Here is a 13,064-nt window from a genome sequence, read left to right as displayed (position 1 = left end):
GCCGCGCCGCGCCACACGGCGTCGGCGACGGCCGGTTGGGTGTGGTCAGCGGCGATTTGATCAAGAGTTGGCGGTACTTGCAGACGCCAACAGAGCCAACGCCTTGGAAGCAGCCGTCTAGGCCGCCGGGCAGATGTGCGAACGCAGCGCGCGCAACGCCGAGTTGGCGCGTGACTTCACCGTGCCGACCGGGATGCCCAGGAAGTCGGCGATCTCGTCGGGGCTGCGGTCGTGCAGGTACATGTGCACGACGACCTCGCGGCGGTTCGGCGTCAGCTTCGCCATGGCTTCTCCGAGAGTCAACGAGGTGACCACGCGTTCCATCTCGCAGTGGGGCTGCGCGATGTGCGGCAGCGCCGCGTCGCCGGTCTCCCGCGGACGGCGGGTGCGGTACCGGATCCGGTCGACCACCAGGTTGCGCGCGACCGTCACGAGCCACGGCCGGCAGGTCTCCGGCTTGTCCACCAGTCTCGGGGTTTTCCACGCGCGCAGGAACGTCTCCTGCAGGATGTCCTCGGCGACGTGCGCATCGGTCGTCAGGTGACGCAGGTAGTTCTTCAGGAAATGGCCGTGCAGGCGGTACAGCTCGGCGAGCACGTCCGCCTCGAGCGTGCGGGGCGACGGGATCCGGACGACAGTCATGATCGAGCCCTCTCTAGGCGGGGATGCGGACCGAGACGAGTGCGCGGGCCGTGGCGCGGGCCGCGCGACAGAGCTGTTCGACGACAGCCGGTGGGTCGAAGCGGTCGACGGGGCCGCTGACCGACAACGCGGCGACCGCGCGGCCGGTCTCGTCCAGCACGGGAGCGGCGACGCACGCGACGCCGGGATGGGTCTCGGCGAGGTCGTGCGCGAAGCCGGCCCGCCGGGTCCCGCGCAGTTCGGCGGCCAGGCGCATCGGCTCGGTGACCGTGTTCGCGGTGTAGCGGCGCAACGGTCCGGTGAGCACGAGACGCTGGGCGTTCAGGCCGGAGTACGCGAGCAGCACCTTGCCCAGCGCGGTCGAGTGCGCGGGCAGCACGCCGCCGACGCGGGACCTCAGCGGGCTGCGGCGGTGGCCGTAGATCTTCTCGACGCAGTGCGCGTCCGCGCCGTCGAGCACCGCGAGGTGCACCGTCTCGTGCGTCAGCTCGTAGAGGTCCTGCATGAACGGCAGGCCGACCTCACGCAGCTGGGGGAATCCGGCCGTGACGACATCGGTGATGCCGCGCAGTCGTTCGCCGAGGCGGTAGCTGCCGTCGAGCCGTTCGACGACACCGGCGGCCTCCAGGATCCCCAGCACGCGATGGCTGGTCGACTTCGGCAGTCCGGTCCGCCGTGCGAGCTCCGACGCCCCCAGCGTCTCGCTTCGGTGGTCCCAGGCCTCCAGCACGGCGAACGCCTTCTCCACCACCGCGCGGTTGGCCTGCGCCACCGTCTCCAGCTGTGGCGTGGTCATGCCGCCATCCCCCGTAGCTCGAGGCGACGAGCGTGCTCGTAGGCCGCTGCGGCGTGTGCACGTTCCTGTGCGGCGTCGGCGCCGTTTCTCGCGGCGAGCTGCTCGTGCATGCGGCCCTTGGCGCGATACCAGGCCGCGACGGCCTCGTCCGAGGCGGCGGCGTCCGGCCGGGCGTAGAACAACGCGTTCATCTCGATCATGGCGTTGACGCTCTGCGGGTGGAGAGGGGTGACGCTCATGTCGTTCGCCTCCGCGATCGGGGTGATCAGGTGATGAAGTGACTGTGCTCCAAGTCACACGCATCTTCATCGGTCTGCCGACCGAACCCACCCGCGTAATTGCGGAAACAAATGCCAGGACCGAAGTCCAGGCCGTCCTACGTCATCTGACCTAAATGGACTCGCCGTGGTGCGCGGCCCGCAGCGCCGTGAGCAGGCGATCCGAGTAGCCGTCCTTCGGCAGGAACGTGTGCGCGCCCGCGTCGATCGTGCTTTCGGCCAGCGCGCTCCGCAGGCTCATCGCGATCACCGGGATGCCGTGCTCCCGCGCCAGCACGGTCAGCAGCTCGAGGCCGTCCTGCGCATCGGGCATGAGCACGTCGACAATGGCGACGCACGGGACCAGCTGACGGGCCAGTTCGATCGCAGGAGCGGCGGAACCCGCCTCGCCGACGACCTCGAAACCCGGATGTGCCTCCAGGAACGTGCGCAGAGCGCCGCGGACCCGCGCATCGTCGTCGACGATGAGCACTCGGATCAGCGGCTTGTGCCCGTCACGGTCTGTCAACGGGCCCTCCTACGGCGGTCGGCATCACTGCCAGTATTCGCCCCACGAAGGGGTGTACTTGAGTGGCTAATGACTGGACTCAGCCGCGACTTTTGTCGCGGTCCCGGGTGGCAGACCCGACCGTCGCCGACGCACGTGCGGGAGTCAGCGCGGGTGGACGTTCCTGCCCGGTGTGTCCGACCGCTGGAGAGCAAGACCAACGAGGATGACCACCATGGCGAGGACCCAGCGCGGCAGCATTCTCGTGGCGCGCTTCCAGCGAGGTCGCTTCGGGCTCACCGCGCCCGTTCACCGGACAGGGACTCGTCGGGCACGTCCTCGTCGAGGAAGCCGCCGGACTGGTGGCGCCACAGCTTCGCGTACGTGCCCTCGGCGTCGAGCAGTTCCGCGTGGGTGCCCTGTTCGACGATCCGGCCCCGGTCGAGCACGATCAGCCGATCCATTCGCACGACCGTGCTGAGCCGGTGTGCCACGACGATCGCGGTGCGGCCCTCCATGAGCCGCCACAACGCCTCCTGGACCAGCACCTCGCTCTCCGAGTCCAGCGCGCTGGTCGCCTCGTCCAGCAGCAGGATCGGCGCGTCACGCAGGATGGCGCGGGCCAGCGCGACCCGCTGCCGCTGTCCGCCGGACAGTTTGATGCCGCGTTCGCCGACCATCGTGTCGAACCCGTCGGGCAGCGTGTCCGCGAACTCCGTCACGTGCGCGGCCTGCGCGGCGCGGTGGATCTCGGCGTCGGTCGCGCCCGGCCGTGCGAACGCGATGTTCTCGCGCAGCGTCCGGTGGAACATGGCCGGGTCCTGAGGCACGTACGCGATCAGGCCGCGCAGGTCGGCCTGGCTCAGGCGGGCGATGTCCTGGCCGCCGATGAGGACGCGGCCCCGGTCGACGTCCATCAGCCGCAGCAGCAGCCGGGTGAGCGTGGTCTTGCCGCCGCCCGACCGGCCGACGAGCCCTATCCGCGTGCCCGCCGGGATGTCCAGGTCGAGCCCGTCGAACAACGGTTCGCCGCCGCCGTGCGTGAACACGACGTTCTCGAACCGGACCCGAGAGTCCTTCACGCGCAACGGTTCCGGGTGCACGAGGTCGAGCACGGTCGGCGGGTCGAGCAGCAGCTCGGTGAACTGAGCGGCCTCCGTGAGCGCACTCTCCACCTGCCGGTAGATCTGGTTGAACTCGAACATGATCCGCGTCGCGTTGCCGAAGTAGGCGAACGTCACCACGATCGCCTCCACGCCGAGCCCACCGCTGACCCCGATCGCGACCACGAGGCCGAGCACGTTGGTGAGCACGGACAGCGGCGCGATCACGGTGTCGATGCGCAGGTTGTTGTAGTCCCACGACCGCAGTGCCAGCGTTCGCTGCTTGGCGGCACGGGTCCGGTGCTCCGCGCCCTCGCGTCGCTCGGCGGCGAACGCCCGCACCGTCTCCATGTTCGTGAGCGTGTCCGAGACGTGGCCGGACACCTGGGCGATGGCGGCCTCGCGCTGGTCGACCAGCCGCTGACGGTGGCGGATGAGCGGCGCGACCACACATCCCGTGACCAGGATCAGGCCCACCAGCACCGCGACGAGAACCGGGTGGTAGCTCCACAGCACGACGCATGCGAAACCCAGCGGGATGAGGTTGGCGAAGATCTTGAACGCCAGCGTGTCCACGAAGTCCTCGAAGCGGAACGCGAAGCTCAGCACCCGCTTGGTGAGCGACCCGGCGAAGTTGTCGTGGAAGAACGCCGCGTCCTTGCCCAGCAGCTCGTCCATCGCCAGGGCGGACAGGTTCTCGATCCCGCGGCCGTCCACGCGGTTGAGGCAGTGCAGGCCGATGCGCCACAACACTTCCGAGAGCAGCATGAAACCGCCGAAGGCCGTTACGTACGGCAGGACGGTGCCGAGGCCCGTGTCGCCACCGCCCGCGAGCTTTCCCACGAGGCCGCCCACCGCCAGCGGCGCGAGATAGAGCTGGCACGTGACGCCCAGCGCGGGCAACACGAGTGCGCCCACGGACATGAATCCGTGGCGCCGCAACTCCTTCCGGTACAGGCGCAGGGCGAGCGGCACCGCGTTCTCGCGGACGGGCCTTTCCGATCCTGGCACGACCATCCGCCCCCTCCAGGCACCTCGGCTTCCTCATGCTGCCGCAGGGGGTCGGGTGGCAGCGATCGAATATCGCCGCGCGGACGCGGTCGGCGGAGTGCCTCGCGACGAGGTGGTGCCGATTTCTCCGGCCCCGCGCTCTTCGCGAACCTCGTCTTCGCCGAGGTGATCACCGGGGTCAACGCGATCATCGAGGCACTCGGACAAGAAATGACCCAAATGCTGGTGCGAGTGCTGAACGGCGAGGAGCCGACGTCTCTGATCCTGCCCACCGAACTGGTCATCCGCGACTCAGCCTGATCGGGGCGGGGCCGCCGCGCCCCACCCCGACCGGCTTCGGCGAGGCGGTCAGGCGTATGCCTCGAACTCGTAGACGCGGGCGACGTTCCCACCGGACTGCGCACCCGTCACCACCGTGAGGCGGATGTGCCTGGCGCTGTTGCCGATCGCGTGCTCGGTGGTACCGCTGGTGTTGCCGCGCACCGACGCCACCGTCGTCCAGGTGGTGCCGTCGGCTGACACCGCCAGGTCGAAGTCCCTGGTGTTGAACGTCGCGGACTCACCGCCGGCGCTCGCGTGCTTCACGACCAGCTTCTTCAACACGTGGCTGGAGCCGAGGTCGACCTGCAAGGCCTTCGTCGCGGCGACCGAGCACCACTTGTCGCTGTTTCCACCGGAGACGCTGCCGTTCACGGCTTTGGAGGCGCCTTCGTTCGCGTTGCAGGCCGCTGCGCCCGTGGCCGGCCTGTTCAGTGCGAGGTTGTTGCCCGGCGCAGGGCCGTCGGGGCCGGCGACGCTGTTGATCCAGGTGTTCACACTGCCCTGGAGCTCGGCGTAGAAGAAGTCCTCCGTGCCGCAGATTCCAGGACCGCCGGACGTGTCACCGCCGAGCCTCCAGTTGCCGGCCGTGCCCACCAGGAGCGGACCGCCCGAGTCGCCGTAGCAGGCGCTCTTGCCGTCCTTGTTGTCCAGGCAGATCACCCACTGGTCCGTGCCGCACGTGCTGTCGGGCAGCACGGGGACATCGACCTGCCGGAGGTTGGTGGGTGCGCCGCCGCAGCTGGGCGTGCACGTCGTGGCGCCCCAGCCGAGCAGCCGCACCGTCGAGCCGGGCGTGACGACGGGTGCGATGGAGATCGGCTGCTGAGCCACCGGCGCGGTCAGCTCGACGAGCGAGGTGTCCGCGTTGCTGTGGTCGACCCAGCGTTTGACCCTGGCCACGGTGCCGCCCGAGTTGCGGTTGTTGCTGCCGATCCGGATCTGCACACCGCTCGGAACCTCGCCCGCCATGCAGTGTTTGGCCGTGAGCACCCACGTCGGCCGGATCAGGGCTCCGCCGCAGAAGTGGCCGCCGGAGTTGCCCTGCATCGAGGCCGTGAAACTGTAGTTCTCGGTGGCGTCCACACCACCGATGATGTTCGGGGTCAACGGATCGGGCTGCTCCTGTGCCGTCGCCGTGGTGACTGCCGATCCCGCCAGGGCCAGGCCGGCGACCACCGCCAGCAGACCCTTGACCAGTCCTCGCATGGGAACCTCGCGTTCGATGGGGTCGAAGGAGAATTCCCCGAAGGGTCCAACGGCCGAAATCACCGGATCTAAGTCCGAAACTTCGGCGCTGCGAATGGGCTAACCACCCGCGCCACTTCTGAATACGATGCGCCGTCCCGGGTTGATGGTCTGGACCTCTCATCGCGCACCGCCGTAGGGTGGAGCCCACGAGGAGCGCGATGACCGGACCATTTCATCTCGTGTTGCGCACCGCGATCCGCGAGCGCGGACTGCCGCTCGACCGGCTGCGGTCGCGACTGGCCGAGCGCGGCATCCGAGTCGGGTTGGCCAGCCTCAGCGACTGGCAGCACGGCCGGGCGTGGCCACGGCGACCGAACTCGTTGCGCGCCATCGCCGTGCTGGAAGAGATCCTCGACCTGCCGCGCCACGCGTTGACAGGCCTGCTCGCCACTCACCACCTGACGCCGTTCCGGCCCCAGCAGGGGGTGGACGAGTACCACGGCCCGATGAGCGAACTGCTCGACGCGCTCCCCGGCGCACGGGACTGGAGCCTCGAGGTGATCACCTCCGAACACCTGGCGCACGTCGACGCGAACCGCAGGCGGTCGCGCATCACGGCGCGGCGGCTCGCCCGCGCCCGCCGCGACGACGTCGACAGGGTGGTGGTGCGCTACTTCGGCGCACCGGGCTGCGCGATCGATCGTGTTCGTCTCGTACCCGTCCGCAACTGCGAGGTCGGACGACTGCTGCGTCACCCCGAGGGACGTGTGCTGGCCGCTGAACTGCTTTTCGGTCAACGACTTCAGGCCGGCGAGACGTGGGTGTGGGAGTACGAACTGCACGACCCCACCCCCTCAGAGGCCGAAAACGACTTCGCTCACGCGTTTCGCCGGCCGGAGGGCACCAGTCTCATGGAGGTGCGGTTCCACCCGGACGCGCTGCCGGCACAGGTGCACGACTACTTCCGTGCCGACCTCTACGTTGCCAAGCACCGGCTGAACGAGCTGTTGCCGAACGCTCACCACGCGGTGCACGTGACGACGTGCGGCATGACGTCCGGCGTGATCGGCATCAGCTGGGAATGGCCGGACTGATCGTGGCGCGCGTTGCCCTGGTCTTGAGAGCGTCCACCGTCGTGGACTGCGACGACTACTGCGATGACCGTGATCCTGCTCTGCCCCTCGATGCGCGCCGCTCCGCCTACCGGCCCGGCACCGGCGCGCAGTCGCTGACCAGCCGAGGAGGAGGTGGATCGCGCCGGCGTGCACGTCGGTGACCAGGTGTGCGGTTGCCGTACTCCACCCACTGCGTCACGGCCGAGGCCGCAGTCCGATCCGGTAGCGGTGGTGGTAGTGCCTGCCGGTGAGCCAAAGCTCCCCGCTCGTGTTCGGCACCGCCGCGATGCCCCCGATCACCTGGTCGCTGCCCGTCGGCACCTCGGCGATGGTGATGGCGGTGAGGTCGGCGTCCGCGGTGACTGCGCCGGAGGCGAGATCCACGCGGATCATCCAGTCGGTACCGGTGACGGCCGCCCACACCTGCGGGCCGCCGTCGGCGGTCGCGCAGTGGAGTTCGCCGAGCCGTGCGGTCGACCATTCGCGGGCATCGACGCGCAGCTCGCGGACCAACGCGGCGGTGTCGCGGTCGCGCAGCAGCAGCCTGGTGGTGCCGTCGGACTGCACGAGGTGCGTTCCGTCGTAACAGAGTCCCCAGGGCTCACCCTCGATCGCGGCACGACGTCCATCCACAAAGGACTTGGGATCCAGCAGCACCGCGCCACCTGCGCCGGTACGCCACAGTCCGGCCGGTGTCAGCGCGGTTCCGCTGCCGGGCGGGACGGTCCGCTGGGCCTGGATCTCGCCGGTGGAGGGTGCCACCGCGCGGATCACCTGCCCCGTGTTCTCGACGAGGAGATCGCCGACCAGTTCCAGACCGCGGGCGTCGGCCCGGTCCGTGGGGACGCGCGCGAGTACCTGTGCGCGAAAGTGCCGCGAGGTGGCGCGCACGGCGGCCGGTGCGGGGCTGACCGTGGTCGCCGGTGCCGACGCCAGGTGCGCGACGGGCTGGGGGGCCGAACATGCCGTGAGAGCCAGCAGCGCCGCGGCCACTGTGCAGCGAAATCTGGTGATGCGCAACGGTTTCACCGCACCGATCGTCGTGACGAACTCGCTGGCGGGCTTCCGCCGTCGCGGGTGAACCCGCTGGGGATGTTCATCCGCCTGAGGTGAGGCCGCTCGCGATGGGTGCGGCCAGGCTGGACGGACAATCCACTTTGGAGGCTTCCGTGACCGATGTGACCGTGTCGCCAGGACAACGCCGGCTGGCCCGGCTCGCCTTCGTGGCGGCGGGAACGGCCGTCGTGGTCGTGCTGGTGGCGGCCGGGGTGCGCGCCGGGATCGGGCTCGTGCTGGTCGGTGCGACGGGGACGGCGCTCGCGCTGGTGGGCGCCTGGGGGTTCCTCGCCCACCACGGCCTGGTGCGGTGGCTGGCCGGGATCCTGATGCTGTTCGCGCCACTGACCGTGGTGGTCCTGTACGTGCAGGCTCGCTTGGCCTGGGTGGTCGTGGTGTGCGCGCTGCTGTGGCTGGCCGCGCTGGCTTGTGGGCGGCGCGCGCTCGCTGCGGACAGCAGGGCGACCCGTCCGGTCGAGCTCGACGTGCCGCCGCCCCGGAGGCCGTACCTGATCATGAACCCGAGGTCCGGCGGCGGGAAGGTCGGGCGGTTCGGTCTTCCGGAACTGGCCAGGGCGCTGGGTGCGGAGGTCTGCGTGCTCGACGGGTCGCAGGACGTCGCCGTGCTCGCCCGGCGGGCTGTCGACGAGGGCGCCGACCTTCTCGGGGTGGCGGGAGGTGATGGCACTCAGGCGATCGTCGCCGGCATCGCGGCGGAACACGGGATGCCCTTCATGGTCATCTCCGCGGGCACTCGCAACCACTTCGCGCTCGACCTCGGTCTGGACCGGGACGATCCCCGCCGCTGTCTCGACGCGCTCACCGACGGCGTCGAGGTTCGGGTCGATCTCGGCGTGGCCGGGGACCACGTCTTCGTCAACAACGCCTCGTTCGGCGCGTACGCCGAGGTTGTGCGGAGCCCGGCCTACCGCGACGGCAAGACGCGGACGACGCTGGACCTGTTGCCGGGCCTGCTGACCGGGCCGCGGGCAGCGGCGCTGCGGCTGCGGGCGGGTGGGTCCTCGCTGGCCGGGGCGCGGGCCGTGCTGGTCAGCAACAACCCGTACGGGTCGAGCGACCTGGCCGGGCTGGGGCGCAGGCCGCGGCTGGACGGCGGTGTCCTGGGGGTGCTCGCGCTGACCTTGCGCAACGCGGCCGAGGCCGCCGGCCTGGTGCGCGGCTGGCGGCGGTCGGACGCGGTGTTCCTGCGGACCGCGACGGAGGTCGTCATCACGGCGGACACCCCGTCGTTGCCGGTCGGTGTGGACGGCGAGGCGGTCACGATGGCGACTCCCGTGCGGTGTGCGGTCAGGCCGGGGGCATTGCGCGTGCGGGTGCCGCGCCACCGGCCAATGGCGCAGCCGCGCCTGCCCGAGCTGGACTGGACGCGGCTGCGCGGGCTGGCTCTGTCCTAGGCCGTCCTGTGACTCTCGGCCGCGATGGTCGCGGCCGAGGGGGTACGGAGGCGGCACCGACTGCGTGCCTCTCGCCCGTCACTCTCATCGAACGGACTTGCGGGACACGGCCACGCCACTCAGCGCCAGGACACCCGGCGGGCCGTGCGCCGGGCTACCCGGCGTGATCCGAACATCCCCGGTGCTCCTTCTGTTCGCCGCGCCGTGCGTCGTGCGGTGCGGCGGGCCACGCGGCGTGATCCGAACACGGTTGTCTCCTCATGGCGTCGAGCCTGCTGTTTCCAGGTCGTGCAGTGCCTTGGCCTCCTCCGCGTTCACCAGCCCGATCGCGATCAGGTCGAAGGGACTGACGAAGCCGTCGGAGATGCGGAAGCCCCTGGCACGGGCGACGGCGTCGCGCAGTGGCACGGCCCACTGGTGCTCCACGAGCAACAGGGCCGCCGCGCTGTCGTTGGGGATGTCGGCGAGCACGTCCCACGCGTCCGCGTCGCTGAACGGGTGGACGCCTCCCTTTTCCGCGACCGACTCGGCTCCCGCGATCGCACCTGCCTCGGCACCCGCCTGTCCCCCGGCGCCGAGGCCGATCAGCGCGCCGATCTTGCTGCCCAGCTCGGCCGCTTCCCCCGGCGACAGGTTGCTCAGGTGCTCGACCGCGATGTCGCCTCGCGGGTCCTTGTGGACGGCGAGAGCATCGATCACGCGGATGGTGTCGGTCTTGCGGAGCTTCTCCAGTTCGGCGATCACCTCACCGCGGAAGTCCGGGTGGGTGAAGCCCAGCACGATCAGTTGGATCGGCCCGATGGCCATACGACTCCTCCTCGACTCGATCAGTCGTCTCATCGTCGCGGCGCGTGAAGCGACGCCACCTCATCCGCTGCGGGTGGAACGCATGCGGAACGCAGTCACCAGCAGCTCGTAGACCGCCAGCACCACCACGATCGACAACAGGGCCGTCCAAGACGTGCGCAACAGCGCCAGCACGACCGCAACGGCCGCACCACCCACGCGTACGGGGTCGAGGTGCCGTGCGGTCCAACTTGGACCACGCGCGGAGATCGCCCGTGACGGCACGCACCCCAGGCCGAGACGGTCCGGCCGCACAGCCACATCGGCCCGCGGCCCCGTCCGATCAGGTACATCAGCAGGGCGAGCAGCACGCCTGTCCAGAGCATCTGCCAACCACGTGTCCGCAGCTGGCTGAAGACCGCCGTCACCACGTCGGCGGCGCCGTCGCGGTAGAGCCCTTCCGGCACGTTCTGGAGGATCTCCGCACGAACCGCGCGAAGCACTGCCGTGACCGCCACGGCGGCGACGACCATCCAGATGCCGAGCTGCAACGCCGTGCGCCGATCCCGCCGGTTCAGCCGTGCGTGCGGCGCGTACACCCTCCGCTCGCAACCGGAGCAGCTCGGCAGGCTCGTTCGTCATACCGGTCACCGCACCGGGCTCGGTGTGGTCCGCGGCAGGAACGCGGCCGCCACCATGCCGCCGAGCGCGATCACCGCCAGCACGACCATCGCCAGCGCGTACGAGCGTTCCGGTGTCCTGGTGAGGCCGGCGACGAGGATGGTGCCCGCGATCGCGGCGCCGAGTGAGGAACCGAGGTTGGAGACGCTGCGGGACAGTCCGGAGATCTCGCCCTGCAGGGCGTCCGGGAAGCTCGACTGCACGACGTTCACCGACGGGGTCAGCATGGCGCCGATGCCGAGCCCGATCAGGAAGAGGCCCGGCAGGAAGGTCCACACCTGCGGCGAGACGGCGAGCAGGGCGAGGAAGAGCGCGATGCCGCTGATCGTGACGGCGAATCCGGTGAGGACGAGGGTGCGCTGGGCGTGCCGTTTCGCGAGGCGCTCGGCCAGCAACGACGCCAGCAGCACGCCCACTGTGGCCGCCGTGAGGATCAGGCCGGTCTCGATCGCGTTGTAGCCGCGCACCACCTGCAGGTACGCCGAGACCACGAACGAGATGCCCATCAGCACGAGCCACTGCACGTTCTGCGTGACCAGGCCGAGGTTCGAGGTGCGGCTGCGGAACAACGCGGTCGACAGCAGCGGTTCGGCACCGGCGCGTTCCTTCGCGCGCACCGAGTGGAGGAACCAGACGAGCGTGAGGGCTCCGGCGACGAGCAAGCCCAGCATCAGCCAGAGGTTGTTGTCCGCGGCCAGCACGCCGGACACGACCAGGACGAGCCCCGCCGACGACAGCACGGCGCCGCGGACGTCGAACGGACGAGCCGGGTCCGGTGGCCGGGGATCCCGGACGTACCTGCGGCTCAGCACGAAGATCACCACGATCACCAGCGCCTGGAACAGGAACGCGACCCGCCAGCTGAGCGTCGTCGTGATGAGGCCGCCGATCAGCGGCCCGGTGGCCGCGCCGATGCCCGCCATGCCGTTGATCGCGCCGAAGGCACGGGCCCGCGCGGTGACGCCGGTGAACAGCATCGTCGCCAGGATGTAGACGGGCGGGATCAGCAACGCGGTGCCGACACCCTCGAAGATCGAGTTGCCGAGGATGAGGACGGGCAGGCCGGGCGCGAGCGCGCTCAGCACGGCGCCGACGCCGTACACGGCGAGACCGGCGGTGAGACATCGCTTGCGGCCGTAGCGGTCGGTGAGCTTGCCGCCGGGGATCATCAGCGCCGCCATCACCAGCAGGAAGATCGTGATCGCGATCTGGACGCCGTGCACGGTGGTGTCCAGGTCCTGACTGATGTCGTTGATCATCACGTTCATGTTGGAGCCGGCGAAGCTGCAGATGAACTGGGCGAGGGCGAGGGGAACGAGCACTCTGCGCAAGGCGTTGGAGTCCACCCGCGCAGACTCCAGCGACGGCGTCATGGGCGCTTCACGCGCCGCGGATGAGGCGCCGGACCAGTGCTCCTCCCCGGCGGGTGATGTGCCGGCGCCGGCGGAGGTGTTGTGTCGCTTGTGGACCGGAGCGGCCGGTTCCCTCGCCGGGGAGGTGCGCGATGACCAGTCCAGTGGCCGCGAGAGTCGCCACGGGTCTGGCCGCCCGCCAGGAGGTTCCGCTCGACGCCCACGCGCAGCCGCCGGAGGCCGGAGGCCGGCCCGACCCGGTGGAGGTGCTCGCCCGGCAGGACGGCACGCGGGTGCCCGAGCTCGTGCCGATCCGGTACGGCCGGATGCTGGCCTCGCCGTTCGCGTTCTTCCGCGGCGCGGCGTCGGTGATGGCCGGCGATCTCGCGACGACACCGTTCTCCGGCCTGACCTGCCAGCTCAGCGGGGACGCGCACGTGGGCAACTTCGGGGTCTTCGCCTCCCCGGAGCGGCAACTCGTGTTCGACCTCAACGACTTCGACGAGACGCTGCCCGGTCCGTGGGAGTGGGACGTCAAACGCCTCGCGGCCGGCATCGCCGTCGTCGGCCGCGAGAACGGGCTGGGGCGCAAGGCGAGGGCGACCGCCGTGCGCACCGCCGTCGGCCGGTACCGGGCGGCGATGAACCGCTTCGCCGGACAGGGTGACCTCGACGTGTGGTACGCCCACGCAGGTGTCGACGAGGTGGAGATCCTCCTCAAAGCACGTGCTGGCAAGGCCAAACAGCGCCGTTTCGCGCAGGAGCAGGCGAAGGCCCGTGCGCGCGACAGCCTGCAGGCCTACCGCAAGCTGACCTCCGTCGTCGACGGATGC

Annotated in this window: 14 protein-coding genes; 4 read left to right on the top strand and 10 right to left on the bottom strand. The window is 70.2% G+C overall.

What is annotated here, in order from left to right:
• Window positions 1-117 precede the first annotated feature (117 nt).
• From ABZX92_RS42385 to ABZX92_RS42365, 5 genes are all read right to left on the bottom strand, one after another.
• On the bottom strand, window positions 118-642 hold the full coding sequence (locus tag ABZX92_RS42385) for a sigma-70 family RNA polymerase sigma factor (protein WP_355571250.1): 525 nt from the start codon (window positions 640-642) through the stop codon (window positions 118-120).
• 13 nt (window positions 643-655) lie between these two features.
• Window positions 656-1,438, bottom strand: coding sequence for an IclR family transcriptional regulator (locus tag ABZX92_RS42380; RefSeq protein WP_355571248.1), 783 nt, complete (start codon window positions 1,436-1,438; stop codon window positions 656-658).
• Window positions 1,435-1,677 (bottom strand): hypothetical protein, encoded by a 243-nt coding sequence (locus tag ABZX92_RS42375; protein WP_355571246.1) that lies wholly within the window; start codon window positions 1,675-1,677, stop codon window positions 1,435-1,437. Before ABZX92_RS42375 ends, ABZX92_RS42380 begins: the two co-directional genes overlap by 4 nt.
• 151 nt (window positions 1,678-1,828) lie before the next feature.
• Window positions 1,829-2,224, bottom strand: coding sequence for a response regulator transcription factor (locus ABZX92_RS42370; protein ID WP_355571244.1), 396 nt, complete (start codon window positions 2,222-2,224; stop codon window positions 1,829-1,831).
• A gap of 275 nt (window positions 2,225-2,499) precedes the next feature.
• Window positions 2,500-4,323: an ABC transporter ATP-binding protein gene (locus ABZX92_RS42365; RefSeq protein ID WP_355571242.1), complete on the bottom strand. Its 1,824-nt coding sequence runs from the start codon at window positions 4,321-4,323 to the stop codon at window positions 2,500-2,502.
• Window positions 4,324-4,482: 159 nt separating this feature from the next.
• On the opposite strand from ABZX92_RS42365, the gene ABZX92_RS42360 reads away from it, so the two are divergent.
• Window positions 4,483-4,617: a hypothetical protein gene (locus tag ABZX92_RS42360; protein ID WP_355571240.1), complete on the top strand. Its 135-nt coding sequence runs from the start codon at window positions 4,483-4,485 to the stop codon at window positions 4,615-4,617.
• A 48-nt stretch (window positions 4,618-4,665) separates the two neighbouring features.
• Here ABZX92_RS42360 and ABZX92_RS42355 read toward each other — a convergent pair whose 3' ends face one another.
• Entirely contained in the window at window positions 4,666-5,844 is a 1,179-nt protein-coding gene (locus ABZX92_RS42355; protein WP_355571238.1) for a trypsin-like serine protease, read from the bottom strand.
• Window positions 5,845-6,044: 200 nt separating this feature from the next.
• On the opposite strand from ABZX92_RS42355, the gene ABZX92_RS42350 reads away from it, so the two are divergent.
• A complete protein-coding gene (locus tag ABZX92_RS42350; RefSeq protein WP_355571236.1) occupies window positions 6,045-6,920 on the top strand; it encodes a hypothetical protein in 876 nt (291 codons plus the stop codon).
• A gap of 216 nt (window positions 6,921-7,136) precedes the next feature.
• On the opposite strand, the gene ABZX92_RS42345 is transcribed toward ABZX92_RS42350, so the two are convergent.
• Window positions 7,137-7,970: a glutaminyl-peptide cyclotransferase gene (locus tag ABZX92_RS42345; protein ID WP_355571234.1), complete on the bottom strand. Its 834-nt coding sequence runs from the start codon at window positions 7,968-7,970 to the stop codon at window positions 7,137-7,139.
• Window positions 7,971-8,110: 140 nt separating this feature from the next.
• Here ABZX92_RS42345 and ABZX92_RS42340 point away from each other — a divergent pair, with 140 nt between their 5' ends.
• A complete protein-coding gene (locus ABZX92_RS42340) occupies window positions 8,111-9,412 on the top strand; it encodes a diacylglycerol kinase family protein (RefSeq protein ID WP_355571232.1) in 1,302 nt (433 codons plus the stop codon).
• Window positions 9,413-9,670: 258 nt separating this feature from the next.
• On the opposite strand, the gene ABZX92_RS42335 is transcribed toward ABZX92_RS42340, so the two are convergent.
• From ABZX92_RS42335 to ABZX92_RS42325, 3 genes are all read right to left on the bottom strand, one after another.
• Window positions 9,671-10,219 (bottom strand): hypothetical protein, encoded by a 549-nt coding sequence (locus ABZX92_RS42335; protein ID WP_355571231.1) that lies wholly within the window; start codon window positions 10,217-10,219, stop codon window positions 9,671-9,673.
• A 95-nt stretch (window positions 10,220-10,314) separates the two neighbouring features.
• The gene (locus tag ABZX92_RS42330) at window positions 10,315-10,797 is read right to left on the bottom strand and encodes a hypothetical protein (RefSeq protein WP_355571229.1); all 483 of its coding nucleotides are present in this window, start codon (window positions 10,795-10,797) and stop codon (window positions 10,315-10,317) included.
• A 48-nt stretch (window positions 10,798-10,845) separates the two neighbouring features.
• Window positions 10,846-12,252 (bottom strand): MFS transporter, encoded by a 1,407-nt coding sequence (locus tag ABZX92_RS42325; RefSeq protein ID WP_355571227.1) that lies wholly within the window; start codon window positions 12,250-12,252, stop codon window positions 10,846-10,848.
• Window positions 12,253-12,383: 131 nt separating this feature from the next.
• On the opposite strand from ABZX92_RS42325, the gene ABZX92_RS42320 reads away from it, so the two are divergent.
• A partial coding sequence (locus ABZX92_RS42320) for a DUF2252 family protein (protein ID WP_355571225.1) occupies window positions 12,384-13,064 on the top strand: 681 nt, incomplete at its 3' end.

The sequence above is a fragment of the Lentzea sp. NPDC006480 genome, assembly GCF_040611995.1.
In the GTDB taxonomy this organism is placed as follows: domain Bacteria; phylum Actinomycetota; class Actinomycetes; order Mycobacteriales; family Pseudonocardiaceae; genus Lentzea.
Note: the sequence above shows the minus strand (reverse complement) of the source record. Positions and strands in the feature narration are given on the sequence as shown.